Annotated in this window: 20 protein-coding genes; 10 read left to right on the forward strand and 10 right to left on the reverse strand. The window is 74.5% G+C overall.

Going from position 1 to position 24,535, the window contains the following annotated elements; genetic code table 11:
* Positions 1 to 52 precede the first annotated feature (52 nt).
* Positions 53 to 2,881 (forward strand): DEAD/DEAH box helicase, encoded by a 2,829-nt coding sequence (locus tag ACIQUQ_RS18605; protein WP_403976938.1) that lies wholly within the window; start codon positions 53 to 55, stop codon positions 2,879 to 2,881.
* A gap of 89 nt (positions 2,882 to 2,970) precedes the next feature.
* Positions 2,971 to 3,657: a TetR/AcrR family transcriptional regulator gene (locus tag ACIQUQ_RS18610; protein ID WP_403976940.1), complete on the forward strand. Its 687-nt coding sequence runs from the start codon at positions 2,971 to 2,973 to the stop codon at positions 3,655 to 3,657.
* On the opposite strand, the gene ACIQUQ_RS18615 is transcribed toward ACIQUQ_RS18610, so the two are convergent.
* The 4 genes from ACIQUQ_RS18615 to ACIQUQ_RS18630 form a co-directional block, all read right to left on the reverse strand.
* Positions 3,600 to 4,559 (reverse strand): RluA family pseudouridine synthase, encoded by a 960-nt coding sequence (locus ACIQUQ_RS18615; protein ID WP_403976942.1) that lies wholly within the window; start codon positions 4,557 to 4,559, stop codon positions 3,600 to 3,602. The genes ACIQUQ_RS18610 and ACIQUQ_RS18615 overlap by 58 nt on opposite strands.
* Before the next feature lie 66 nt (positions 4,560 to 4,625).
* Entirely contained in the window at positions 4,626 to 6,158 is a 1,533-nt protein-coding gene (locus ACIQUQ_RS18620) for a serine hydrolase (protein WP_403976944.1), read from the reverse strand.
* A 120-nt stretch (positions 6,159 to 6,278) separates the two neighbouring features.
* The gene (locus tag ACIQUQ_RS18625) at positions 6,279 to 7,085 is read right to left on the reverse strand and encodes a siderophore-interacting protein (protein WP_403976946.1); all 807 of its coding nucleotides are present in this window, start codon (positions 7,083 to 7,085) and stop codon (positions 6,279 to 6,281) included.
* 92 nt (positions 7,086 to 7,177) lie between these two features.
* Positions 7,178 to 8,098 (reverse strand): 5'-3' exonuclease H3TH domain-containing protein, encoded by a 921-nt coding sequence (locus ACIQUQ_RS18630; RefSeq protein WP_403976948.1) that lies wholly within the window; start codon positions 8,096 to 8,098, stop codon positions 7,178 to 7,180.
* A gap of 165 nt (positions 8,099 to 8,263) precedes the next feature.
* Between ACIQUQ_RS18630 and ACIQUQ_RS18635 the strand changes: the two genes are divergently transcribed.
* Together ACIQUQ_RS18635 and ACIQUQ_RS18640 are read left to right on the forward strand one after the other, a co-directional pair.
* Positions 8,264 to 8,851, forward strand: coding sequence for a helix-turn-helix domain-containing protein (locus ACIQUQ_RS18635; protein WP_399947858.1), 588 nt, complete (start codon positions 8,264 to 8,266; stop codon positions 8,849 to 8,851).
* Positions 8,852 to 8,894: 43 nt separating this feature from the next.
* Positions 8,895 to 9,611 carry a helical backbone metal receptor gene (locus ACIQUQ_RS18640; RefSeq protein ID WP_403976950.1) on the forward strand — a complete coding sequence of 239 codons (717 nt, stop codon included), beginning with the start codon at positions 8,895 to 8,897 and terminating at the stop codon, positions 9,609 to 9,611.
* Here the strand turns inward: ACIQUQ_RS18640 and ACIQUQ_RS18645 are convergent.
* Complete coding sequence (locus tag ACIQUQ_RS18645; protein ID WP_403976952.1) at positions 9,580 to 10,722, reverse strand: TDT family transporter; 1,143 nt, start codon at positions 10,720 to 10,722, stop codon at positions 9,580 to 9,582. The two genes, ACIQUQ_RS18640 and ACIQUQ_RS18645, sit on opposite strands and share 32 nt — an antisense overlap.
* Before the next feature lie 110 nt (positions 10,723 to 10,832).
* Here ACIQUQ_RS18645 and ACIQUQ_RS18650 point away from each other — a divergent pair, with 110 nt between their 5' ends.
* On the forward strand, positions 10,833 to 11,750 hold the full coding sequence (locus ACIQUQ_RS18650; RefSeq protein WP_403976954.1) for a LysR family transcriptional regulator: 918 nt from the start codon (positions 10,833 to 10,835) through the stop codon (positions 11,748 to 11,750).
* 528 nt (positions 11,751 to 12,278) lie between these two features.
* Here ACIQUQ_RS18650 and ACIQUQ_RS18655 read toward each other — a convergent pair.
* The 3 genes from ACIQUQ_RS18655 to ACIQUQ_RS18665 form a co-directional block, all read right to left on the reverse strand.
* Complete coding sequence (locus ACIQUQ_RS18655) at positions 12,279 to 12,983, reverse strand: gamma-glutamyl-gamma-aminobutyrate hydrolase family protein (protein ID WP_403976956.1); 705 nt, start codon at positions 12,981 to 12,983, stop codon at positions 12,279 to 12,281.
* Positions 12,984 to 13,037: 54 nt separating this feature from the next.
* Positions 13,038 to 14,522: an ethanolamine permease gene (eat, locus tag ACIQUQ_RS18660; protein WP_403976958.1), complete on the reverse strand. Its 1,485-nt coding sequence runs from the start codon at positions 14,520 to 14,522 to the stop codon at positions 13,038 to 13,040.
* A gap of 216 nt (positions 14,523 to 14,738) precedes the next feature.
* Positions 14,739 to 15,476: a FadR/GntR family transcriptional regulator gene (locus tag ACIQUQ_RS18665; RefSeq protein ID WP_403976960.1), complete on the reverse strand. Its 738-nt coding sequence runs from the start codon at positions 15,474 to 15,476 to the stop codon at positions 14,739 to 14,741.
* 77 nt (positions 15,477 to 15,553) lie between these two features.
* Between ACIQUQ_RS18665 and ACIQUQ_RS18670 the strand changes: the two genes are divergently transcribed.
* The 4 genes from ACIQUQ_RS18670 to ACIQUQ_RS18685 all read left to right on the forward strand — a co-directional run bounded on the left by ACIQUQ_RS18670 (position 15,554) and on the right by ACIQUQ_RS18685 (position 20,530).
* Positions 15,554 to 16,918: a glutamine synthetase family protein gene (locus ACIQUQ_RS18670; protein WP_403976962.1), complete on the forward strand. Its 1,365-nt coding sequence runs from the start codon at positions 15,554 to 15,556 to the stop codon at positions 16,916 to 16,918.
* Between the two features lie 20 nt (positions 16,919 to 16,938).
* Positions 16,939 to 18,294, forward strand: a complete 1,356-nt coding sequence (locus ACIQUQ_RS18675) for an aldehyde dehydrogenase family protein (RefSeq protein WP_403977030.1) — start codon at positions 16,939 to 16,941, stop codon at positions 18,292 to 18,294.
* 5 nt (positions 18,295 to 18,299) lie between these two features.
* The gene (locus ACIQUQ_RS18680) at positions 18,300 to 19,094 is read left to right on the forward strand and encodes a 3-oxoacyl-ACP reductase (protein ID WP_403976964.1); all 795 of its coding nucleotides are present in this window, start codon (positions 18,300 to 18,302) and stop codon (positions 19,092 to 19,094) included.
* Positions 19,095 to 19,219: 125 nt separating this feature from the next.
* The gene (locus tag ACIQUQ_RS18685; RefSeq protein WP_403976966.1) at positions 19,220 to 20,530 is read left to right on the forward strand and encodes a haloacid dehalogenase-like hydrolase; all 1,311 of its coding nucleotides are present in this window, start codon (positions 19,220 to 19,222) and stop codon (positions 20,528 to 20,530) included.
* A 50-nt stretch (positions 20,531 to 20,580) separates the two neighbouring features.
* Here ACIQUQ_RS18685 and ACIQUQ_RS18690 read toward each other — a convergent pair whose 3' ends face one another.
* Positions 20,581 to 21,570 (reverse strand): NAD(P)/FAD-dependent oxidoreductase, encoded by a 990-nt coding sequence (locus tag ACIQUQ_RS18690; protein WP_403976968.1) that lies wholly within the window; start codon positions 21,568 to 21,570, stop codon positions 20,581 to 20,583.
* A 103-nt stretch (positions 21,571 to 21,673) separates the two neighbouring features.
* Positions 21,674 to 22,876, reverse strand: coding sequence for an amino acid deaminase/aldolase (locus ACIQUQ_RS18695; RefSeq protein ID WP_403977032.1), 1,203 nt, complete (start codon positions 22,874 to 22,876; stop codon positions 21,674 to 21,676).
* Between the two features lie 124 nt (positions 22,877 to 23,000).
* On the opposite strand from ACIQUQ_RS18695, the gene ACIQUQ_RS18700 reads away from it, so the two are divergent.
* Positions 23,001 to 23,819 (forward strand): hypothetical protein, encoded by an 819-nt coding sequence (locus ACIQUQ_RS18700; protein WP_403976970.1) that lies wholly within the window; start codon positions 23,001 to 23,003, stop codon positions 23,817 to 23,819.
* Positions 23,820 to 24,535 lie beyond the last annotated feature (716 nt).

The raw sequence follows: 24,535 nt of genomic DNA on the forward strand, positions 1-24,535 counted from the left end.
TCAATAAAGATCGCGCCGCGTGTCAGAGGTGCCGGGTAGGCTCGGAGACAAGATGACAGAGGACCTCTCACCCGCCGAGCGGTACGCCGCTTCCCGGATCCGCGCCGCAGAGGAGGCCACTGCCCTGGCCCCCTTCCGCGAGCTCTACGACTTCGGGCTCGACCCCTTCCAGATCGAGGCCTGCCAGGCCCTGGAGGCCGGAAAGGGCGTGCTCGTCGCCGCCCCCACCGGCTCTGGCAAGACCATCGTCGGCGAGTTCGCCGTGCACCTGGCCCTCACCCAGGGCCGCAAGTGCTTCTACACCACCCCGATCAAGGCCCTGTCGAACCAGAAGTACGCCGACCTGGTCAAGCGCTACGGCGCGGAGAAGGTCGGCCTGCTCACCGGCGACAACAGCGTCAACAGCGAAGCGCCCATCGTGGTCATGACCACCGAGGTGCTCCGCAACATGCTGTACGCCGGCTCCCAGTCGCTGCTCGGCCTCGGGTACGTGGTCATGGACGAGGTGCACTACCTCTCCGACCGCTTCCGCGGCGCCGTCTGGGAGGAAGTGATCATCCACCTCCCCGAGTCGGTGACCCTGGTCTCCCTCTCCGCCACCGTCTCCAACGCCGAGGAGTTCGGCGACTGGCTCGACACGGTGCGCGGGGACACCGCCGTGATCGTCTCCGAGGAGCGGCCGGTCCCGCTCTGGCAGCACGTGATGGCCGGACGCCGGATCTACGACCTCTTCGAGGAGGAGAGCGACCACGGCGGCCGCGGCTCCGCCCGCCGCGAGGTCAACCCCGACCTGCTGCGCATGGCGCGCATGGAGAACAGCAAGACGTACAACCCGCGCGACCGGCGCCGCGGCAAGATGGTCCGCGAGGCCGACCGCGAGCGGGAGCGCCGCTCCCGCAGCCGCATCTGGACGCCCGGCCGCCCCGAGGTCATCGAGCGCCTCGACAGCGAGGGCCTGCTGCCCGCCATCACCTTCATCTTCAGCCGGGCCGGCTGCGAGGCCGCCGTACAGCAGTGCCTGTACGCGGGGCTGCGGCTGAACGACGACGCCGCGCGCCTGCGGGTGCGCGAGCTGGTCGAGGAGCGCACCGCCTCCCTGCCCGCCGAGGACCTGCACGTGCTCGGCTACTACGAGTGGCTGGAGGGGCTGGAGCGCGGCATCGCCGCCCACCACGCGGGCATGCTGCCGACCTTCAAGGAGGTCGTGGAGGAGCTGTTCGTCCGCGGTCTGGTGAAGGCCGTGTTCGCCACCGAGACCCTGGCGCTGGGCATCAACATGCCCGCCCGCACGGTGATCCTGGAGAAGCTCGTCAAGTGGAACGGCGAGCAGCACGCCGACATCACGCCCGGCGAGTACACCCAGCTCACCGGCCGCGCCGGCCGGCGCGGCATCGACGTCGAGGGCCACGCGGTGGTGCTGTGGCAGCGCGGCATGGACCCGGGTGCCCTCGCGGGCCTCGCGGGCACCCGCACGTACCCGCTGCGGTCCAGCTTCAAGCCCTCGTACAACATGGCCGTCAACCTCGTGCAGCAGTTCGGGCGGCACCGGTCCCGGGAGCTGCTGGAGACCTCCTTCGCGCAGTTCCAGGCCGACCGCTCGGTCGTCGGGATCTCCCGGCAGGTGCAGCGCAACGAGGAGGGCCTGGCCGGCTACCGCGAGGGCATGACCTGCCACCTCGGGGACTTCGCCGAGTACGCGCGGCTGCGCCGCGACCTCAAGGACCGCGAGACCGAACTGGCCAAGCAGGGTGCCGCCCAGCGGCGCGCCCAGGCCGCGGCCTCCCTGGAGAAGCTCAAGCCGGGCGACGTCATCCACGTGCCCACCGGCAAGTTCGCCGGGCTCGCGCTGGTGCTGGACCCGGGCGTGCCGGGCGGCCGGTCCAACGGCCACCGCGGCTTCGAGTACCAGGAGGGCCCGCGACCGCTGGTGCTGACCGCCGAGCGGCAGGTCAAGCGGCTCGCGTCCATCGACTTCCCGGTGCCGGTGGAGGCACTGGAGCGGATGCGTATCCCGAAGTCCTTCAACCCCCGCTCCCCGCAGTCCCGCCGGGACCTCGCGTCGGCCCTGCGCACCAAGGCCGGCCACATCGTGCCGGACCGCCACAAGCGGGGACGGGCGGCCGCGGCGGACGACCGCGAGATCGCCCGGCTGCGCACCGAGCTGCGGGCGCACCCCTGCCACGGCTGCGACGAGCGCGAGGACCACGCCCGCTGGGCGGAGCGGTACCACCGCCTCCAGCGCGACACCAGGCAGCTGGAGCGGCGCATCGAGGGGCGGACGAACACCATCGCCCGCACCTTCGACCGGATCCACGCCCTGCTCACCGAGCTGGACTACCTGCGCGAGGACGAGGTCACCCCGCACGGCAGGCGGCTGGCCCGGCTCTACGGCGAGCTCGACCTGCTCGCCTCCGAGTGCCTGCGCGCCGGCATCTGGGAGGGCCTGGAGCCGGCCGAACTGGCCGCCTGCGTCTCGGCGCTGGTCTTCGAGGCGCGGCAGTCGGACGACGCCGTTGCCCCGAAGGTGCCGGGCGGGGCCGTGAAGGCGGCGCTGGGCGAGATGGTGCGGATCTGGGGGCGGCTCGACGCCCTGGAGGAGGAGCACCGGATCAATCAGGCCGAAGGCGTGGGTCAGCGCGAGCCCGACCTGGGCTTCGCCTGGGCCGCGTACCAGTGGGCTTCGGACAAGAGCCTCGACGAGGTGCTGCGCGAGGCGGAGATGCCGGCCGGCGATTTCGTGCGCTGGTGCAAGCAGGTCATCGACGTCCTGGGCCAGATCGCGGCCGCGGCGCCCGCCGAGGGCTCCACGGTGGCCAGAAACGCTCGCAAGGCCGTCGACGCGCTGCTGCGGGGTGTGGTGGCCTACAGCTCCGTGGGCTGAGCCCCTTCGGCTGTTCCTCCGAACCGGAGAATGGCCTGATGGTGCTCTTGTCATGATCGGTCTTCCGTGCGTTGTGCGACGATCGGGCCATGGAATCAACTGGTCGTCGCGTCGGGCGTCCGCGCGCCGACCAGCGCGCGGACAGCGGGGTGCCGCCCCGGGAGGAACTCCTCGGGGCGGCGGCCGAACTGTTCACCCGCCGCGGGTACGCGGCCACCACCACCCGGGCCGTGGCGCAGCTGGCCGGAATGCGGCAGGCCACGATGTACCACTACTTCGGCGGCAAGGAGGAACTCCTCGTCGAGCTGCTGGAGTCGACGGTCAGTCCCTCCCTCGCGGTGGCCCGGCGGATGGTGGCCGACACCGCGCGGCCGGCCGCCGAGCGGCTGTGGGAGCTGTGCCGCTCGGACGTGCTGCTGCTGTGCGGCGGACGGCACAACCTGGGCGCCCTCTACCTGCTGCCCGAGGTGCGGGGCGAGAGCTTCGCCGGCTTCCGCCGGATCCGCGACGAACTCAAGGCTGCCTACCGGGAGTTGCTGCGACTCACCCCGGTGGGGGAGGAACTCGCCGGTGACGAGGACGAGTTGGTGCTGCGCAACGACCTCGTCTTCGGACTGATCGAGGGCGTGATCCTGATCCGCGGCTCCGATCCCGGGCGCTCCGCCGTGGAGTTCGCCGAGGCGACCGCCGACGCGGCGCTGCGGATAGCGGGACTGACTCAGGCAGCCTCCTGCGGTCTCCCGTCGGCCCAGCCCTCGGGGTCGTCCCAGGCCTGAAGGGTCCGGCCGGATTCGAAGCGGTGCGCCGTGCCGGTCACCGGGTCGGTGAACTCCAGCACCCGGGCCAGCAGTTGGAGCGGGCGCCGGTAGTCGTCCGGGGCCGGGTCGGTGACCTCCGGGTACACCGGGTCGCCGAGGATCGGCAGGCCGAGGGAGTTCATGTGCACCCGCAGCTGGTGGGTGCGGCCGGTGGCCGGGGTCAGCCGGTAGCGGCCGAGCGGGCCGCGGTGCTCCAGGAGTTCGACGCGGCTCTCCGCGTTGGGCTCGCCGGGCAGTTCCGCGGCGGCGATCACGCCGCGGGTCTTCTCGATGCGGCTGCGGACGGTGCGCGGGAGGGCGAGCGAAGGCTCGTACGGGGCCAGGGCCTCGTACTCCTTGCCGACCCGGCGGCCGGCGAACAGCTGCTGGTAGGCGCCGCGGTCCTCGCGGCGGACGCTGAACATCACCAGGCCGGCCGTGAGCCGGTCCAGCCGGTGCGCGGGGCTGAGCTCCGGGAGTCCCAGCCGGTGCCGGAGCAGCGCGAGGGCGGTCTGCGTGACGTGGCTGCCGCGCGGGGTGGTGGCGAGGAAGTGCGGCTTGTCCACGACCAGCAGGTGCGGGTCGCGGTGGACGACGTGCAGGGGGAACGGCACGGGCGCCTCGGGCGGCAGCTCCCGGTGGAACCACACGTGGTCGCCGGGGCGGTACGGGGCTTCGGGGGAGAGGGGGCCCTCGGCGCCGTACACCCGGCCGTCGCGCAGCAGCCGGTCGATGGCGGCCTCGCCCGCGCCGCCCCGGTAGTGCGCCCGCAGGTAGCTGCCGAGGTCGGGCCATTCGCCCTCGGGGAGCCGCAGGCGGACCGGGTCGATGCCGAGGCGCTGGGGGAGGGGCGAGGGGGGCGGGTGTGCGGTGCGTCTCATCGTGGGGCCCAGCGTACGCGGCACCGGCCGGGCCGCCCGGTTCCGGGCGGGCGCCGGCCGCCGCCGTCACTGCTGCCGCTGGAAGGTGCCCAGGCCGTTCTCGTCCAGGTACTCCACGCGCATCCCGCCGTCGGTGAAGAACACCCCGGTGCGGCCGACGGCGTTCTCGCCGGCGGTCTGGAAGCTGAACGTGTTCCCGTCGTAGTGGGTGAGCGGGTAGTTCTGCGGCTCCGGGCCCAGGTGCAGGACCAGTCCGCCGTCCTGACCGGTGGTGACGGTGGCCCGGCCGTAGAACGGGTTGGTGTACGCGCCGGTGTACTCGCTGTCCGCCCGGGCCGGCTTCGCGTTGGCCGGCGGCTTGGTGTAGTCCGTGTCCGAACCGCCCTGGTTGAGCTGCTCCTCGTAGGACTTGGCCACGATGGGCAGCCAGTCCCGGGTGGGCTTGCCGTGCTCGGCGACGTCGAAGAAGTTGAGCGCGATGGTGTCGGGGAGGCCCGAGGGGGCGCCATTGGTGAGCACCACGATGCCGAGGTTGTCGGACGGGACCAGCGTGACGTTGGTGTTGGCGCCGAGTGCGAAGGCGCCGGAATGGCTCAGGCGCAGCCGGCCGTTCTCGTCGTAGCGCACGTTCCAGCCCAGGCCGTAGAAGCCGGGCTGCGCGTTCGGCTCGGCGGGGGGATGGCTGATGCTGTGCGGGACGTGGGTCTCGGCCAGGCCCTCGCCGTTGATGACCTGCTTGCCGTCGATCTTCCCGCCGCCCATCTGGAGGCGCAGCCAGCGGGCCATGTCCTTGGCGTTGGAGCTGACGCCGCCCGCGGCGGTCTGCGCGTCGGCGTCACGGACGTACAGCGGCTTCCAGGTCCCGTCGGCGGTCTTGACATGGGTCAGGGCCCGGTCGGCCGTCTTCTCGTAGTCGCTGAAGCGGGAGCTGGTGTGCGTCATCCCGGCGGGCTTGTACAGCAGGTCGTCGGAGAGCTTGTCCCAGGGCACGCCCTTGGCCTTGGCGACGGCCTCGGCCGCCGCGGTGAAGCCGAAGTTGGTGTAGGCGTAGCTGGTCCGGAACGGGGTGAGCGGCTCGAAGCGCAGGCGGGACAGGATGTACGCCTGGTCGTAGCCCAGGTCCTCCAGGAGGTCGCCGGAGTGGTCGGGGAGGCCCGAGCGGTGCGAGAGCAGGTCGGCCGCCGTGACGTGCGAACTCACCCAGGGGTCCTTGAGGATGACGCCCTTCAGCGGATCGTCGAAGCCGTCGGCGCCGACGGCCTGTGCCACGACGGTGGTGGCCACCGGTTTGGAGACCGAGGCGAGTTGGAAGACGGTGTCCGGGCTGACCTTCTTGTCCGGGGAGTTGGTGTCGCGGACGCCGAAGCCCTTCTGGTAGACGACCTTGTCGTCGTGGACCACGGCCACCGCGACGCCGGGCACGCCGGTGCGCTTCATGCCGTCCTGCACCTGTGCGTCCAACTGGTCGAGGGCCGCCTGCACGTCGAAGTCGCCCGGGCTCGGGCTCGGGCTCGGCGACGGTGCGGCGGCGACGGCTCCGGCCACCAGGGCGAGCCCGGCGGCGACTGACAGCCCCCTGCGCTTGCTGTTGCGTCGCATACGTCCATTGAACGACGGTCCCCCGGCGCTCGCCTGGGGAGGAGCCGGGGAGCCGGGGAACGGGAACGCCGGCGGGGCCGCGCTCGCGGCCCCGCCGGCGTCGTGGGTGCAAGGGCCCGGTCAGCCCTCCTGCTCGGCCTCCACCTGGGCGTTCCAGGCGCGCTTGGTCTCGCGCCAGGCCTCGTCGGTGTGGCCCGCGCGCCAGTAGCCCGAGATCGACAGCCGCTCCCGCGGGACACCGCGCTCCAGGCGCAGGTGGCGGCGGAGCGCCTTCACGAAGCCCGCCTCGCCGTGGACGAAGGCGTGCACGGAGCCCAGCGGGAACTCCAGGGAGGTGACGGCCTCCAGCAGGGCCTCGCCGACCGGGCGGCCGGCCCGGTGCAGCCAGACCGGCTGCACGCCGTCGGGCGTGGTGACCTTCAGCTCGTCGGCCTTGCCCTCGACCTCGACGAAGGCGCGTACGACCGCGCCGGCCGGCATCCGCTCCATGGCGGCGGCGATCGCCGGCAGGGCGCTCTCGTCGCCGACCAGCAGGTGCCAGTCCGCCACCGGGTCCGGGGCGTAGCCGCCGCCGGGGCCGAGGAAGTGGACGCGCTCGCCGGGCTGCGCGCGCAGGGCCCACGGGCCGGCGAGGCCCGTGTCGCCGTGCACGACGAAGTCGATGGTCAGCTCGCGGTGGACCGGGTCCCAGTTCCGCACGGTGTACGCGCGCTGGCGCGGCCACTGCTCGCGGGGGAACGTGGCGCGGATCTGCTCCAGGTCCCAGGGCTCGGCGTGGGTGACTCCGTCGGCGGGGAACAGCAGCTTGACGTAGTGGTCCGTGAACTCGCCCGCTTCGAAGCCGGCCAGCTCCGGGCCGCCCAGCACCAGCCGCACCATGTGCGGGCTGAGCCGCTCGGTGTGTACGACCGTGGCCGTGCCAACCATGCGCGTACGAGCCTCCTTGAGGGCGACTCCTTCTGCCACGGTGGTACCCCGTTTCCCCAGACGTGTCACTTAGGTTTGCCTAACCTAGCACCTCAGGCGCGAAGTGTGGAGACAAGCCTGTCCACGGCTCCACCAAGACCCCAGTTCCGGGCCAGGTCAGCCAGGGCCTCCGGGTGTGCGGGGGTCTTCGGCAGCGTTGCGTCGAACGGGGGAAGCGGCACGTCGGAGGCCACCCGGACCACCTTGGGGGCCACCGCCACGTACGCCCGCGCCTCGTCCAGCCGCTTGCGCTGCGAGGGGGTGAGCTTCGACGCCGGGTCGTCGACGGCCGCCATGATCCCGTCCAGGTCCCCGAAGGCGTCCAGCAGCTTGGCCGCCGTCTTCTCCCCGATCCCGGGCACGCCCGGCAGGCCGTCGCTCGGGTCGCCGCGCAGCAGCGCCAGGTCCACGTATCCGGGGCCGTCGACCCCGTACTTCTCGCGCAGCACCGCCTCGTCCGTGATCTGGAGGGTGCCGACGCCCTTGAGCGGGTACAGGACGCGGGCCTGCCGGGCGTCGCTCACCAGCTGGTAGAGGTCGCGGTCGCCGGTGACGATGTCGACCGGGCCGGCGGCCCGGCCGGCGAGGGTGCCGATCACGTCGTCCGCCTCGTACCCCGCGACGCCGATCCGGGCGATGCCGAAGGCGTCGAGCGCCGCCTCGATCACCGGGACCTGCGGGGAGAGGGTGTCCGGGATCTCCTCCTCGTCGGGACCGGCCGGGGTCTCGACCGCGACGCGGTGCGCCTTGTACGACGGGATCAGCTCCACCCGCCAGTGCGGCCGCCAGTCGGCGTCCATGCACGCGACCAGCTCGTCGGGGCGGTGGTCCTGGACCAGCCTGGCGATGAAGTCGAGCAGCCCGCGGACGGCGTTGACCGGAGTGCCGTCCGGGGCGCGCACGGAGTCCGGCACACCGAAGTACGCGCGGAAGTACAGGGAAGCGGTGTCGAGGAGCATCAGGCGTCGGGTCATTCTGACGATGATGCCGCACCCCACCGACCGTGACCGTGCGGGCACAGGCGTTCACCGGGGGCGTAGAGCGGCTGGGCCGTGAGCGCGAAACGGGGGGCGGAAGCTGCGTAAGGTGCTTACAGCACATCCATGTGCGACCGGACCAAGGGGAGGGCAGCCCCGGCCATGGACGACAAGGACAAGGAAAGGGACGGCAAGGACCCGCTTCGCGTGGGTGCCGCGGTGCGCAAGCGGCGCAGGGCGCTCAAGCTCACCCTCGCCGCCGTGTCGGCGCGCAGCGGGCTGTCGGTGCCGTTCCTGAGCCAGATAGAGAACGAGCGGGCCCGGCCGAGCATGCGCTCCCTGGAACGCGTCGCCGACGCCCTGGAAACCACCGCCGTCGAACTCCTCGCGGCCTCCGACAGCGCCCGCACCGTGGACCTCGTGCGCGCCGGGGACGACACCGGGCTCGCGCCCGCCGCGGGGGTGCGCCCCCTCGTGCGCGGCCACCACCAGCTGCACGCACTGGAGTTCACCGGGGAACAGGACGCCGGGCGCGAGTACCAGCACCGCAACGACGAGCTGATGTACGTGGTCGAGGGCTCCTGCCAGGTCGAGGCCGAGGGCCGCGCGTACCGGCTGGAGGCGGGCGACTCCCTGTTCCTGTCCGGCGGGGTGCGCCACCGCTGGCGGGCCACGGGCGAGGGCACCCGGCTGCTGGTGGTCGCCGTCGGCGACCACGTGGACGCGGTCACCGAACCGCCGGGGCGCTGATGCCGGTCGCACACCGGGCCCGGGCCGGGGCGGGGGCCGGCTGATGCGGGTCGTCTCGCTGGTGCCCTCGCTCACCGAGGCGGTGGCCGCCACGGAGCCGGGGCTGCTGGCCGGCGCCACCGACTGGTGCAGCCACCCCGCGGACCTGGACGTCGTCCGGATCGGCGGCACCAAGAACCCCGACGTGGCCGCGGTCGCCGCGCTGCGCCCGGACCTGGTGGTCGCCAACGAGGAGGAGAACCGCCCGCCCGACCTCGACGCCCTGCGCGCGGCCGGGCTGCGGGTGCTGGTGACCGAGGTGCGGGACCTGCCCGGCGCCTTCCGGGAGCTGGACCGGGTGCTCGTCGGCGGGTGCGGGCTGGCGCGGCCGGTCTGGCTGGACGAGGCCGAGGAGGCCTGGGCCGCGGTGGAGCCGCTGGGCGACCTACGGGCCGTGGTCCCGGTGTGGCGGCGGCCCTGGATGGTACTGGGCCGGGACACCTTCGCCGGCGACCTGCTGGCCCGGCTGGGGGTGCGCAACCTGTACGCCGGCCACGCCGACCGGTACCCGAGGGTGCCGCTCGCCGAGCTCAACGCCGCGGGCGGCGACCTGGTGGTGCTGCCCGACGAGCCGTACGCCTTCCACGCGGGCGACGGCCCCGAGGCGTTCCCGGCGATGGCGGCCGCCCTGGTGAGCGGCCGCCATCTGACCTGGTACGGGCCTTCGCTGAGCGAGGCCCCCGCGGTGCTCAGCGGGGCGCTGCGAGCAGCTTTCCGCTGACCAGGCCCCGTACGGTGTGGGCGGCCGCGGCCAGCCAGGCGGCGACCAGGGCCACGTACAGGGCCAGGGCCAGCCACTGGAGGGCGACCAGGCCGGTGTGGCGGGCGAGGCCCTCGAAGCCGGTGACGCAGGTGCCGACGGGGAAGGTGAAGGCCCACCAGGTCATCGCGAAGCCCATGCCCCGGCGGGCGGCGCGGACCACCAGGGCGACGGCGAGGGCCGTCCAGAGGAGGGCGAAGCCCATCACGGGGACGCCGTAGACGACGGCGAAGGCGCCGAGGGCACCGGCGTAGGGGGCGCCTATGGAGGTGGCGGCCTGGTCGGCGAGCTGGTTGACGGCGGTCGTGGACTGGCCGAGGGGGCCGAGCACCAGGAACAGGGTGGGGGTCAGGGCCAGGGGCAGGGGCCCGCCGACGATCAGCCGGCCGAGGATCAGGGGCAGCATCAGCAGGGTGGCCAGCAGGCTGATCCCGAACATCGCGTAGCAGGCCAGCAGCATCGCCTCGCGGGGCTGGCCGGCGGGCAGGTGGGGGATGAGCAGGGGGCCGAGGGCGGCGGAGACCATCGGGGCGACGAGGGGCAGCAGCCAGACGGGGCTGGCGGAACCGGCCTCGACCTTGTGCCGCACGACCATCAGGTAGGGCACGGCCACGGCGGCCAGCAGGCCGATCGCGGTGCCGGCGGTGAAGAGGACGGCGTCGGCGGCCACGGCCGCGCCCTCCCCGATCAGGTCCTTGCCGACCATCAGGGTGCCGCCGCCGACGGCGAGCAGCGCCATGGACAGGCAGCCGTAGAAGGGGGCGACGGCGGGGTCGAGGAGGTGGGCGCGGGCCTGGTCGCGGTGGTGCAGCCAGTGGCCGGTGCGGGCGGCCAGGACGGTGGCCAGGGCCACGGCAGACAGGACCCACATGACCTCGGCGAAGACGCGCATGCCCGGGAAGTGGTACGGGAGGCCCGCGCCGGCGTTGGCGATGATCGCCGTGCCCATGACGGAGGCGTACCAGTTGGGGCCGAGGTGGCGCAGGGCGGGCAGCCGGCGTTCGGCGCCGGTGCCGGCCCCGCCGCTGCGGCGGGGGCGGGTGAGGGGTCGGGGTTGCGCGATGGTGGCCATGACCTCAGCCTCCCGCGGGGGCGGGCGGCTGCGTAGGGGTGATCTTCCTATGGGGTCATAAACTGGATTTATGAGTGCTGGGTGCGGTGTGGTGCGGGCGGGTGGGTTCCGTGGACGCTGAGCAGGGGTCCCCGCTGGCGCACCGGGTGCCGGACCTGGGGTCGCTGGAACTGCTGCTGGCCGTGGCCCGGCTGGGCAGCCTGGGCGCGGCCGCCCGGGAGCTGGGCATCACGCAGCCCGCCGCGAGCAGCCGGATCCGGGCCATGGAGACGCGGCTGGGGGTGGCGCTGGTGGACCGTTCGCCGCGCGGCTCCCGGCTCACCGCCCAGGGCGCGCTGGTCACGGACTGGGCGCAGCGGGTGGTGGAGGCGGCCGAGGCCTTCGACGCGGGGGTGCAGGCGCTGCGGGGCCGGCGGGACTCCCGGCTGCGGGTGGCGGCGAGCCTGACCATCGCGGAGTACCTGCTGCCCGGCTGGCTGATCGCGCTGCGCGCGGAGCGGCCGGACACCGCGGTGTCCCTGCGGGCCGGCAACTCGGTGGCGGTGGCGGAGGCGGTGCTGGCCCGGGAGGCCGACCTGGGGTTCGTGGAGGGCCTGACCGTGCCGGACGGGCTCGACAGCGCCGCGGTGGCCCGGGACCGGCTGGTGGTCGCGGTGGCGCCGGGGCACCCGTGGGCGCGGCGGCGGTCGGGGGTGACGGCGCGGGAACTGGCGGCCACCCCGCTGATCCTGCGGGAGCGGGGGTCGGGGACGCGGCAGGTGCTGGACGCGGCGCTGGGTGCGTACGGGGGGCTGGCCGAGCCCCTGCTGGAACTGGCCTCCACCACCGCGGTGAAGGCGGCGGCGGTGAGCGGGGCGGGGCCGTGCGTGCTGTCCGAGCTGGCCGTGGGGGAGGAGCTGGGGGCGCGGCGGCTGGTGGCGGTGCCGGTGGGCGGGGCCGCGCTGGAACGGGTGCTGCGGGCGGTGTGGCCCTCGGGGGCCCGTCCTGCCGGTCCGGCGCGGGACCTGCTGTCGCTGACGCGGGGCTGACGTCTTCCGGTGCCGGCCCGGTGCCGGCCCCGTGCCGGGTGCGGGTCCCGTGCCGGGTGCCGGGTGCCGGGTGCCGGGTGCCGGGCCGTGCCGGGTGCCGGGCCGTGCCGGGTGCCGGCCCGTGCCGGGTGCGGTGCAGGCCGTCTGCCGCGTGCGGTGCGGGTCGTTGCCCTGCGGGGCTTTCTCCCCGCCCCGCCCTTTCTCCGTTTCCCGGGCTTCGCCCGGACCCTTTCGGGGGCTCTGCCCCCGTACCCCCGCTCCTCAAACGCCGGAGGGGCTGGATCTACCCCCAGGGTCACCTCCAGCCTCGCCGGCGTTTGAGGCGTGGGGGTCCCCCCGGACGGAGTCTGGGGGGAGGGTCCGGGGCGGAGCCCCGGTTTCGGGAAAGGGGCGGGGTGGGGAAACGGCTCCGCGCAGCGGCGGGCGGTGGCCCCGGGGCTGGGGACTGCCCCAGGGACACCGCGTTCCGCCGCGGGGGCCGGGCCCGGCACGGGCCCGGGGGCGGGCGGGGCCCGGGCCGCGGGCGGGTTACGCGACCGGCGCCGCCGTGAGGGCCGTCGCCGCGAGGAGCGACCGCATGACGCGCACGTCACGGCCCCGCTCCGGGTGCCACTGGACTCCCAGGACCCACTGCGGGCCCGGGAGTTCGACGGCCTCCACCGTGCCGTCCAGGGCCCGGGCCGAGACGATCAGGTCCCGGCCCAGGCGGTCCACCGCCTGGTGGTGGTACGTCGGCACGTCCGTCGGTTCCGGAGCGATCTCCCCGTACCGGGTCCCGGCCACCGGCAGCACCCGGTGCTCGGACATCACGCCGGGCGCCTTCACGTGCCCCTCGATGTGCTGGACGAGGGTGCCGCCCAGGGCGACGTTCAGGGCCTGCATGCCCCGGCAGATGCCCAGCAGCGGGATCCGGCCCTCCGTCAGGGCCGCCCGGATCAGGGCCAGTTCCCACGCGTCGCGCTCCGGCGCCGGGGCGCCCGTACGCTCGTCGCGCACCGCCCCGTACCGCGCCGGGTCCACGTCCGGGCCGCCCGCGATGACCAGGCCGTCCAGCCGGGGCAGCAGCTCCTCCGCCGTCTCCGGGTCGTCGGGCGGCAGCAGGACCGCCGTGCCGCCGCACGCCTGTACGTACTCGTGGTACCCCGAGGGCGCCAGCGCCGCGGGGACGTCCCACGGGCCGTAGCGGGCGGACTTCTCCAGGTAGGTGGTGATGCCGATGAGCGGCTTGGGCACGGTGGGGCCTTCCGTAGAACCTGCGGGGCGTACGGGCGTACGGGCGTACGTGGGTCAGTCGCGGTCGAGCTCGGCCTCGGCCGCCGCGAGCGCCGCGAACTCCTCCTCCGGCGCGGAGGCCACCAGCCGGTGCCGACTGTAGAACGCGAAGTAGGCGAGGGCGACGGCGTACACGGCGAGTGCGATGAACGCGGCGTCCTTGTCCACCAGGAAGGTGGCGACCAGGGCCGACAGGGCGAGGACGAAGGCGGCGGTGGAGGTCGCCACCCCGCCCGGGGTGCGGTAGGGGCGGGCCAGGCCGGGCTCGCGGCGGCGCAGCACGATGTGGGAGAGGGCCATCAGCGCGTAGCTGATCGTGGCGCCGAAGACGGCGATGTTCAGCATCCGGGGGCCGTCGCCGGTGCCGGCGGCGAGCGCGAAGCCGAGGGCGCCGGGGATCAGCAGACCGAGGTACGGGGCCTTGCGCTTGCTGGTGAGGGAGAGGAACCGCGGCAGGTAGCCCGCCCGGGAGAGGGCGAACAGCTGGCGCGAGCCCGCGTAGATGAGGGAGAAGAAGGAGGCGACCAGGCCCGCCAGGCCCGCGTAGTTGACGAAGGTCTTCAGCCAGGACAGGCCGGGCGTCCCCTCCAGCGCGACGACCAGCGGGTTGCCGGCGTCCTTGATGGCGTCGGCGCCGCGCGCGCCGGTCGAGGCGAGGAAGGTGATCAGGGCGAGCAGCGCGAGGATGCCCATGGAGATGGCGAGCGCGCGGGGCATGGAGCGGACCGGGTCCTTGGCCTCCTCGGCGGCGAGCGGCACGCCCTCGACGCCGAGGAAGAACCACATGCCGAAGGGGAACGCCGCCCAGATGCCCAGCAGTCCGAAGGGCAGCCAGGAGCTCGCGCCGAGCGCGGAGGTGTCGACGGCGATGTCGTCGAGGCGGCCCGCGTCGAACTCGGTGAACGCGCCGACCGCGAAGACCAGCAGCGCGGCCACGGCGATCGCGGTGACGACCAGGCTGAAGCGGAGGGCCTCGCCGACGCCCCAGAGGTGGATGCCGATGAAGATGGCGAAGCAGGCCAGGTAGACCGGCCAGCCCGAGGTCAGGCCGAAGAGGTTCAGGGACTCGACGTAGTCGCCGATGAAGATGGCGATGGCCGCCGGGGCCAGGATGTACTCGATCAGGATCGCGGTGCCGGTGAGGAAGCCGCCCCAGGTGCCGAGCGCCCGGCGGGCGAAGCCGTAGCCGCCGCCCGCCGTGGGGAGGATGGCGGACAGCTCCGCGAGGGAGAAGACCAGGCAGGCGTACATGGCGCCCATGAGGAGGGTGGCCAGGGCGAGTCCGCCGAAGCCGCCGTGGGCCAGGCCGGTGTTCCAGCCGGAGAAGTCGCCGGAGACGACGTACGCGACGCCGAGGCCGGTCAGCAGCAGCCAGCCGGCACTGCCGCGGCGCAGGGTGCGCCGTTCCAGGTAGGCGGCGTCGCCGTCCGGGGCGGTGCCCTCGGGGGAGGCGGTGGGAGGGGGGACGGCGGCGGTGCGCGCCTCGGTGTCGTCGGCCATGTGCGCTCCTGCATCGAGGGGGGACGGGGGCGGCAAGCAATGGTTCGAGGCGATACCTTTGCCCTAGAGGGGTGGTGAGCGCAAGCCCCTGGAGTAAAAGGGGTGTTACGAGGGGGTGGCCGCGCCGTTCGTCGGCCGCCGCCCCGCCCGGCCCCGGGCCCCGCCCCGTGCGCGGGCTGCCCCCGCACCCGGCCCCGCGCCCCGCCGCCCGCCGCCCTACGCCAGGAACCCGCGCAGCAGGGCCGCCGTGCCGCAGCAGTGCTCGCGCATCAGCTCCCGGGCGGCCTCGGCGTCCCGCTCCAGGATCGCGTCGACCAGGGCCGCGTGCTGGCGCTGGGAGTGCTCCAGGTTCCGCACCAGCAGCGGGATGCAGTCCAGCAGGTCGTTGACCGTGGCCCGGACCGCCGCGTACTGGGCGGTGAGCGTCGCCGAGCCGGAGAGCTCGGCCAGCGTCAGGTGCAGCAGCGTGTCCAGCCGGCGGTACTCGCTCAGGGGCGCGTCCTGGGTGGCGGCGAGGGCCTCCCGCAGCCGCCGGGCGCCGTCGGGCGTGAGGCCCTGGGCCGCGCACAGCCCGGCCGCCCCGGTCTCCAGTACCTCGCGGAAGCGCAGGACGTCCTCGATGTCGACGCCCGCGACCCGGCGGCGCAGCTCCTCCTCGGCGCCGCCGGCCGGGGTGTCGGGGCGCGGGAGCACGAACGTACCCCCGTACCGGCCGCGTCTGCTCTCCACCAGGCCCTGGTCCTGGAGCACCTTCAGCACCTCGCGCAGGGTGACCCGGCTGATCCCCATCCGCTCGGCCAACTCGCGCTCCGGGGGGAGGCGTTCGCCGCCGGCGACCAGGCCGAGGCGGACGATCCTGAGGATCTGCTGGAGCGCCTCCTCGAAGCCGTTCCCGGCCCGCACCTGGCGCAGCACCGGGCCGAGCAGGTCGTCGTTACCGCTTTCCGGTGTCATCTGGAAATCGCCCCTTCCCAAGCAATGGTCTTCCCGCATACCTTAGGCGCTCTCGGCTCACCGAAGGAGAGAATCCCGTGGTAGACCGCACACCGCCGCTGACGACGGAGGAGCTCCGCGCCCTCGTCGCGAGCGGCGAGATCGACACGGTCGTCCTGGCCTTCCCCGACATGCAGGGACGACTCCAGGGCAAGCGGTTCGCCGCACCGTTCTTCCTCGACGAGGTCCTCGCACACGGCACCGAGGGCTGCAACTACCTGCTGGCCGTCGACACCGACATGAACACGGTCGACGGCTACGAGATGTCGTCCTGGGACCGTGGCTACGGCGACTTCGCCATGCACCCCGACCTCGCCACCCTCCGCCGCCTGCCCTGGAACGCCGGCACCGCCATGGTCATGGCCGACCTGGCCTGGGAGGACGGCTCGCCCGTCGTGGCCGCCCCGCGCCAGATCCTGCGCCGCCAGCTGGAGCGGCTGGCCGAACTCGGCCTCACCGCGCAGGTCGGCACGGAGCTGGAGTTCATCGTCTTCAAGGACAGCTACGAGCAGGCCTGGGACGCCGACTACCGCGACCTGACGCCCGCCAACCAGTACAACATCGACTACTCGGTCCTCGGCACCGGCCGCATCGAGCCCCTGCTGCGCCGCATCCGCAACGAGATGGCGGGCGCCGGGCTGGTCGTGGAGTCGGCCAAGGGCGAGTGCAACCTCGGCCAGCACGAGATCGCCTTCCGCTACGACGAAGCCCTCGTCACCTGCGACCAGCACTCCGTCTACAAGACGGGCGCCAAGGAGATCGCCGCCCAGGAGGGCATGTCGCTCACCTTCATGGCGAAGTTCAACGAGCGCGAGGGCAACTCCTGCCACATCCACCTCTCGCTCGCCGACGCCGACGGCCGCAACGCGATGGCCGGGGAGGGCCCCGGCGGGACGTCGGAGCTGATGCGGCACTTCCTCGCCGGACAGCTGGCCGCCCTGCGGGAGTTCTCCCTCCTGTACGCGCCCAACATCAACTCGTACAAGCGCTTCCGGCCCGGCTCCTTCGCGCCGACCGCCGTCGCCTGGGGCCGGGACAACCGCACCTGCGCCCTGCGGGTGGTCGGCCACGGCCGCTCCACGCGCTTCGAGAACCGGGTGCCGGGCGGGGACGTCAACCCGTACCTGGCCGTCGCGGCCATGGTCGCCGCCGGTCTGTACGGCGTGGAGAACCGGCTCGAACTGCCCGAGCCCTGCCCGGGCAACGCGTACACCGCCGACTTCGAGCACGTGCCCGGCACCCTGCGGGAGGCCGCCGAGCTCTGGGAGAACAGCGCCGTGGCCAAGGCGGCCTTCGGGCCCGAGGTCGTGGCCCACTACCGCAACATGGCGCGCGTCGAGCTCGACGCCTTCGACTCCGCGGTCACCGACTGGGAACTGCGCCGCTCCTTCGAACGTCTGTGAGGCACCCCTTGTCCGAGACCGTGCACGAGGTCTTGAACCCGGCGACCGAGGAGGTCGTCGCCACCGTCCCGGCCGCCACGGCCGCCGACGTCGACGCGGCCGTCGTACGGGCCGCGGCCGCCCAGCGCGGCTGGGCCGCCGCGGCCCCGGCCGACCGGGCCCGCCTGCTGCGCCGGTTCGCCTCCGTGGTCGACGACCACCGCGAGGAACTCGCCCTGCTGGAGGTCCGCGAGGCAGGCCACACCATCGGCAACGCCCGCTGGGAGGCGGGCAACGTGCGCGACCTGCTCGACTTCGCCGCCGGGGGAGTGGAGCGGCTCTCCGGCCGGCAGATCCCGGTGCCGGGCGGGCTGGACGTGACCATCCTCGAACCGCTCGGCGTGGTCGGCGTGATCGCCCCCTGGAACTTCCCCATGCCGATCGCCGCCTGGGGCGCCGCGCCCGCCCTCGCCGCGGGCAACGCCGTGGTGCTCAAGCCGGCCGAGACCACCCCGCTCACCGCGCTGCGGCTGGCGGAGCTGGCGCTGGAGGCCGGACTCCCCGAGCACCTGTTCCAGGTGCTGCCGGGGGCCGGGCCGGTCGCCGGGAACGCCCTCGTCGGGCACCCGGGGGTCGCGAAGGTCGTCTTCACCGGCTCGACCCGGGTCGGCAAGCAGATCATGGCCGCCTGCGCGGACCGGGTGAAGCGGGTCACCCTCGAACTCGGCGGCAAGAGCCCCAACATCGTCTTCGCGGACGCCGACGTCGAGGCGGCCGCCGCGGCGGCGCCGATGGCCTTCCTCGACAACACCGGCCAGGACTGCTGCGCCCGCACCCGGATCCTGGTGCAGCGCTCCGCGTACGACCGGTTCCTGGAGCTGCTGGAGCCCGCGGTCAAGGAGGTCGTGGTCGGGGACCCGATGGACGAGCGGACGCAGATGGGTCCGCTGATCTCGCGGGCGCAGCTGGACCGCGTACGGTCGTATGTCACAGATGACCTTGCAATGGTCCGCGGCAGCGCCCCCGAGGGACCGGGCTTCTGGTTCCCGCCCACCGTCGTCACCGGAGTCGACCCCACCGCCCCGGTCGCCACCGAAGAGGTCTTCGGCCCGGTCGCGGTCGTGCTGCCCTTCGAGGACGAGGACGACGCGGTACGGCTGGCCAACGCCACCGAGTACGGCCTCTCCGGCTCCATCTGGACCCGGGACGTGGGCCGCGCGCTGCGGCTCTCCCGCGCCGTCGCCGCCGGCAACCTCTCCGTCAACTCCCACAGCAGCGTCCGCTACTGGACCCCCTTCGGCGGCTACAAGCAGTCCGGACTGGGCCGGGAGCTGGGCCCCGACGCCCTCACCGCCTTCACCGAAACCAAGAACGTCTTCATCAGCACGGAGGCCTGAACCCCATGAGCACCGAAGCACCGTCCGAGATCGTCTGCCGCCGCCTGGTCGGCCGTACCGCGGTCATCACCGGCGCCGGCAGCGGCATCGGCCTGGCCACCGCGCGCCGCCTCGCCTCCGAGGGCGCCAACGTCGTCTGCGGCGACATCGACGAGACCGCCGGCAAGGCCGCGGCCGAGGCCGTGGGCGGCACCTTCGTGAAGGTCGACGTCACCGACCCGGAGGAGGTCGAGAACCTCTTCAAGGTCGCCTTCGACACCTACGGCTCCGTCGACATCGCCTTCAACAACGCCGGCATCTCCCCGCCCGACGACGACTCCATCCTCACCACCGGCCTGGAGGCCTGGAAGCGCGTCCAGGACGTCAACCTCACCTCCGTCTACCTGTGCTGCAAGGCCGCGCTCCCCTACATGCAGCGCCAGGGCCGGGGCTCCATCATCAACACCGCCTCCTTCGTCGCGATCATGGGCGCGGCCACCTCCCAGATCTCGTACACCGCCTCCAAGGGCGGCGTGCTGGCGATGTCCCGCGAGCTGGGCGTCCAGTTCGCCCGCGAGGGCATCCGCGTCAACGCCCTGTGCCCGGGCCCCGTCAACACCCCGCTGCTCCAGGAGCTGTTCGCCAAGGACCCGGAGCGCGCCGCGCGCCGCCTGGTGCACATCCCGGTCGGCCGGTTCGCGGAGGCCGACGAGATCGCCGCCGCCGTGGCCTTCCTGGCCAGCGACGACTCCTCCTTCATCAACGCCACCGACTTCCTCGTCGACGGCGGCATCTCCGGCGCGTACGTCACGCCGCTGTAGGACCGCCGGGGCACCGTCTCCCCTCCTTCCCCCCCCACACACACACCGGCAGCCGGGCGTCGCACGACGCCCGGCTGCCGTGCTCCACCGTCCGCGACGACCCTCGTACGACAGGAGTGACCCGAGTGACCCGAGTGACCAGAGCCGGCGGCCGTCGCCTCCCGGCCGCGGCGGCAGCCGTCGCGCTCGCCGCGGGCGGCCTCGCCGCCGCCACCCCCGCCCAGGCAGGCCCGCCGGCCCCGCGGGGCGGGGCGCACTGCCCCCGGCTGACCGTCACCGAGGGCTGGTACGGGCAGAACCGGGCCCGCCTCCAGGAACTCATCGACACCCACGGCACCTGCGCCCCCGACCGGCCGGGCAGGACGCGGCCCGTGGCCGTCTTCGACTGGGACAACACCGTCGTCAAGAACGACGTCGGCGACGCGACCTTCTTCTGGCTGCTGCGCAACGGCAAGGTGCGCCAGCCCGCAGGGCGGGACTGGACCACCACCAGCCGCCACCTCACCCCGGCCGCCGCCCGCGCCCTCTCGGCCGCCTGCGACCCCCTCGCCGAGCCGGGCCGGCCGCTGCCCACGGGCACCCCGGCCGGCACCCGCTGCGCCGACGAGCTGAACGCGGTCTACGGCACCGGCGCCACCACCGCGGCCGAGCCCGCCTTCGCCGGCTGGAACCGGCGGACCACCGAGCCCGGGTACGCCTGGCTCGCCCAGCTCACGCAGGGCTGGCCCCCCGCGCAGATACGTTCCTTCGCCGCGGCCGCCCGCACCGAGAACCTGGCCGCGCCCATCGGCGCCAAGCAGCAGGTGGGCAGCACCGCCGCCACCGGCTGGGTCCGCTACTACGACCAGCAGAAGGACCTGATCGGCACCCTCCGGCGGGCCGGGTTCGACGTGTGGATCAGCTCGGCCTCCCCGCAGCCCGTGGTCGAGGCCTGGGCCGGGGGAGCCGGTATCGCACCGGACCGGGTGATCGGCATCCGCAACGTCACACGTCACGGTGTACTCACACCGCACCTCCAGGGCTGCGGAGGCGTCGCCGACGGAGCCGACACGATGATCACGTACATCGACGGCAAGCGGTGCTGGATCAACAAGGTCGTCTACGGCGTGCGCGGCGCCGCCGCCGAGAAGGTCCTGCCGGCGGCGCGGCGCCAGGTCTTAGCCGCGGGCGACTCCGACACCGACGTGACGTTCCTCCGGGACGCCACGGCCCTCCGGCTGGTCGTCAACCGGAACAAGAACGAACTGATGTGCCGCGCCTACGACAACAGCGACGGCAGGTGGCTGGTCAACCCGATGTTCATCGAGCCGAAGAAGCAGAAGACCGGCCCCTACCCCTGCGCCACCACCGGCTACACCGGCGCCGACGGCACCCCGGGCGCCGTCCTGCGCGGCGACGGCAGCGTCGTCCCGGACCAGCAGGACACCGTGTTCTAGGACCGCGCCCCACGGCCGGCCGCCCCACGGCCGATCCGCGGGACCCGGACTCAGGTCCCGCGGAGCGCGCGCCGGGCGGCCACCGCCCGGCGCGTGTCGTCCGCCACCAGGTCTCCGTTGATCTGCGCGGCCGCCAGGGCACCCGCCGCGGCGGCCGCGCCCACCTGGGCCGACGGGTCGGTGACGTTGCCGGCCGCCCACACCCCGGGTACGTCGGTACGCCCGGCCGCGTCGACGGGCAGGTACTCGCCGGCCCCGCTGGGGTGCTGCGCGGGCCGCAGCCCCAGCCCGGCCAGGAACCCGGCGCGCAGCACCGCACGGGGCTGGACCGCCAGCACCTCGCGCGCGACCCGCGTCCCGTCGGCCAGGCCCACTCCCACCAGCCGGTCCGCACCGGCCGCCGGCTCCGTCTCCACCGCCGTCACCTCGCCCTCCACCACCGCGATGTCACGGGCCGCCAGCTGCTCCGCCTCCTCCGCCGTCGGCTCCGGCGCCGTGTGCCGGAACAGCGTCACGTCGGCACTCCACTGCCGGAACAACAGCGCCTGGTGCACCGCCATCGGCCCGGAACCCAGCACGCCGACCGCCCGGTCCCGCACCTCCCACCCGTGGCAGTACGGGCAGTGCACCACGTCCCCGCCCCACCGCTCCCGCAGCCCCGGAACCTCCGGCAGCACGTCCACCAGCCCGGAGGCCACCAGCAGCCGCCGCGCCCCCACCGCCCGGCCGTCCGCCAGCCGCACCCCGAAGGCGGTGCCGTCCGGCGCGCCCCGGCGGGAGACGCCGGCGACCTCGCCGGTGAGGACCAGGCCGCCGTACCCGCGCACCTCCTCCCGCCCGCGCGCGGCCAGATCGGCCGGGGCCGTCCCCTCGCGGCCCAGCAGGCCGTGCACCGCGTCGGCCGGGGCGTTGCGCGGCGCGCCCGCGTCCACCACCAGCACCGACCGCCTGGCCCTGGCCAGCATCAGCGCGCCGCTCAGCCCCGCGGCGCCACCGCCGACGACCACCACGTCGTACGCGTCCTCCACCTGCTCGGTCACCGTGACCACCTCCTCGCCGCCACCCTCCGCCGCGGCGCCGGAAACGGCAAACCCCGTTGCCGAACCGGCAACGGGGTTTGCGGTGGACGCTCCGGCGACGGGCCTACAGGAAGGTCTTCCCCTCGCCCCGGTACGTCGGCACCGTGGCCGTCACCCGGTCCCCCTCGACCAGGTGCAGCGCGTCGAACCGCTCGCACAGCTCACCCGCCTTGGCATGCCGGAACCACACCCGGTCCCCGATCAGCAGGTCGTCCGCCGGCGCCCCCAGCAGCGGGGTCTGCACCTCGCCCGCCCCCTCCTGGGGGTCGTAGCGCAGGCCCTCCGGCAGGTACGGCACCGGCAGCCGGTCCGCGCCCGCCGCGCCCGAGGCCGGGTAGCCGCCCCCGAGCACCGTCACCACGCCCACCCCGGGCCGGCGCACCACCGGCTGCGCGAACAGCGCGGCCGGGCGGCCCGAGAACGAGGTGTAGTTGTCGAACAGCCTCGGCACGTACAGCCCGGAACCGGCCGCGATCTCCGTCACCGCGTCCTCCGCCGCCGTGGTCTGCACGCTGCCCGTCCCGCCGCCGTTGACGAACTCCAGGTCCGGCGCCACCGCCCGGACCGCCCGCACCGTCTCGGCCCGCCGCGCCGCCAGCTCCCGGCGCGCCGCGGCCTGCATCAGCCGGATCGCGCGGGAGCGCAGCGGACGGCCCGCCACCGCGTCCCCGACGCCGGCGACGTGCCCCTCGTACGCCATCAGGCCGACCAGCCGGAAGCCGGGGCGGCGGGCGATCTGCCGGGCCAGACCGGCCAGCTGGGCCGGCTCGCGCAGCGGCGAGCGGCGCGCGCCGACGCGTACGCGCCCCCCGAACAGGTGAAGCGCGGTGTCGAGCTCCAGGCACACCCGGATCTCCTCGCGCCCGCCCGCCCGGGCCGCGTCGACCAGGTCCAGCTGCGCCGTGTCGTCCACCATCACCGTGACCGCCGCGGCCAGCTTCGGGTCTCCCGCCAGCTCCGCGAAGCCGGCCCGGTCCGCCGACGGGTACGCCAGCAGCACGTCCTCGAACCCCGAGCGCGCCAGCCACAGCGACTCCGCCAGCGTGTACGACATGATCCCGGCGAACCCCTCCCGGGCCAGCACCCGCTCCAGCAGCGCCCGGCAGCGCACCGACTTCGACGCCACCCGCACGGGCTTGCCGCCGGCCCGGCGCACCAGGTCGTCCGCATTGGCGTCGAACGCCGCCAGATCGACGATCGCGAGCGGCGCGTCCAGGTGCGCGGTGGCCCGGTCGTAGCGGGCCCGGTCAGCGGCGGGTGAGGTCACCGGAGTCGTCATGCGCGCAGCTTGCCAGACCGGATTACCCGGGGGTAGGGGAATGATCGAGCCCGTAGAGTACGGCCAGTGCGCGCGGGCGGCGCGCCGTCGAGCGGGGGGTGTGCGAAGCCGTATGGCCGTCGAACCGGACCTGGCGGACCTGCCGGAGCGGCCGGGCGTGCCGGGGATGCCGGGCGGACCTGGCATCCCCGGGCTGCCGGACGCGCCGGGCGTGCCGGGCTCCGGCCGACGGCCCCGGGGCGGCGTGGCCGCGGCCGTGTGCGCGGTGCTCGGGGTCGGTCTGATCGGCGGGGCCGTCGCGGGCACCTGGCTGCTCGGCCGGGCCGAGGCCGTGCCCCCGGTGGACGCCGCGTACCGCAAGGCCGGCGTGCTGTGGCGGTCGGCGGCCGTCGACACCCTCTTCCCGCCCGTGCTCGTGGGCGACGGCGCCGGGCCCGGCGGCGCGGACCGGCGCTGGACGCGGATCGCGGTGGACCCGGACACCGGGTGCGAGACCTGGACCCGGGTGCTGGCCCCCGCGGGCTGCGACCGGGAGCTGCGGGCCACTTACACCGACGCCACGCGCAGCTCCGTGATCGGCGTCGGGCTGGTCTTCACGCCCGCCGACGCGGCGACGATGGGCGCGCTGCGGAACCGGCTCGGCAGCCGGCCGCCGCTGCCGCCTGCGTACGGGCTCGCCGACCGGCAGCGCGCGGGCTGGACGGTGTCCGTGCTGACCGACGCGCCGGTGGTGGTCTACGCGGTGTCCGGCTTCGCCGACGGCCGCCCGGTACCGACCCCGGCCCCGGCGGCCGCGGCGATGTCCCCGGACGACACCGGCGCGGTCGCCCAGGCGGGCCTCGGCCACGAGGCGAAGGCGGTCGCGGACCGCCTGGAACGCGCCCTCCGCCGGGACGCTGCGCGGCTGGCGGGGACGGGGGGTGCGCGGTGAGCGGGGTCTCCGGTACGCGTGCGGGCGCGGCCCCGGCCGGGGGGCTGCGCGCCGGCGCGGCCCCGGCTGTCGGTGCGGCCGCGGGCGGGGCGGCCGGTGTGGCTGCGGCCGGGGTTCCGCGTACGGGGATGGGTGCGGGCCTGGCGGGGGCGGCGGGCCTGGCTGCGGCCGCGGGCCCGGATGCCGGCCAGGTTGCGAGCCTGGCCACCGGTGCGGATGCGGCCGCGGGCCGGGCTGCCGGGGTGGCTCCGGGCCGGGGTGCGGCTTCGACTGCGGGCCCGGCTGCGGGTGGCGGTGCCCTGCGGGGCTGGTCCCCTACCCGCCCTTCCACCGTTCCCCGGGGCTCCGCCCCGGACCCCGGGGCTTCGGCCCCGACTCCGTGGCGCGGGACGCCGGCACCCTGGGCCTCCGTCCAGAGCCGGTTGGGTTCTTCCCCGGCTGCCGGGGGTTCGGTCTTGACCCCGTGGCGTGTGGCGCCGGGGTCGGGGGGTTCGGCGCAGGACTGGTTGGGCCCTGTCCCGGCTTCCGGGGTCGCGGCCCCGGCCTCGCGGCGCGCGACGCCGGCACCCGGGGGTTCCGTCCAGGGCCGGTCGGGCTCCTTCCTGGCTCCCGGGGCTGTGGCCCCGACTGCGTGGCGTGTGGCGCCGGCTCCCTGGGGGTCCGCCCTGGCCCCCGGGACTTCGGCCCCGGCCCCGCGGGGTGTGACGCCGGATTCG

Origin of the sequence: Streptomyces sp. NPDC101118 (assembly GCF_044759445.1) — a bacterium.
Taxonomy (GTDB): domain Bacteria; phylum Actinomycetota; class Actinomycetes; order Streptomycetales; family Streptomycetaceae; genus Streptomyces.

Excerpts from the sequence above, each read along its gene's own strand:
- ACIQUQ_RS18605 (WP_403976938.1), top strand. The coding sequence starts at position 53 with ATGACAGAGGACCTCTCACCCGCCGAGCGGTACGCCGCTTCCCGGATC.
- ACIQUQ_RS18610 (WP_403976940.1), top strand. The coding sequence starts at position 2,971 with ATGGAATCAACTGGTCGTCGCGTCGGGCGTCCGCGCGCCGACCAGCGC.
- ACIQUQ_RS18615 (WP_403976942.1), bottom strand. The coding sequence starts at position 4,559 with ATGAGACGCACCGCACACCCGCCCCCCTCGCCCCTCCCCCAGCGCCTC.
- ACIQUQ_RS18620 (WP_403976944.1), bottom strand. The coding sequence starts at position 6,158 with ATGCGACGCAACAGCAAGCGCAGGGGGCTGTCAGTCGCCGCCGGGCTC.
- ACIQUQ_RS18625 (WP_403976946.1), bottom strand. The coding sequence starts at position 7,085 with ATGGTTGGCACGGCCACGGTCGTACACACCGAGCGGCTCAGCCCGCAC.
- ACIQUQ_RS18630 (WP_403976948.1), bottom strand. The coding sequence starts at position 8,098 with ATGACCCGACGCCTGATGCTCCTCGACACCGCTTCCCTGTACTTCCGC.
- ACIQUQ_RS18635 (WP_399947858.1), top strand. The coding sequence starts at position 8,264 with ATGGACGACAAGGACAAGGAAAGGGACGGCAAGGACCCGCTTCGCGTG.
- ACIQUQ_RS18640 (WP_403976950.1), top strand. The coding sequence starts at position 8,895 with ATGCGGGTCGTCTCGCTGGTGCCCTCGCTCACCGAGGCGGTGGCCGCC.
- ACIQUQ_RS18645 (WP_403976952.1), bottom strand. The coding sequence starts at position 10,722 with ATGGCCACCATCGCGCAACCCCGACCCCTCACCCGCCCCCGCCGCAGC.
- eat (WP_403976958.1), bottom strand. The coding sequence starts at position 14,522 with ATGGCCGACGACACCGAGGCGCGCACCGCCGCCGTCCCCCCTCCCACC.
- ACIQUQ_RS18665 (WP_403976960.1), bottom strand. The coding sequence starts at position 15,476 with ATGACACCGGAAAGCGGTAACGACGACCTGCTCGGCCCGGTGCTGCGC.
- ACIQUQ_RS18680 (WP_403976964.1), top strand. The coding sequence starts at position 18,300 with ATGAGCACCGAAGCACCGTCCGAGATCGTCTGCCGCCGCCTGGTCGGC.
- ACIQUQ_RS18700 (WP_403976970.1), top strand. The coding sequence starts at position 23,001 with ATGGCCGTCGAACCGGACCTGGCGGACCTGCCGGAGCGGCCGGGCGTG.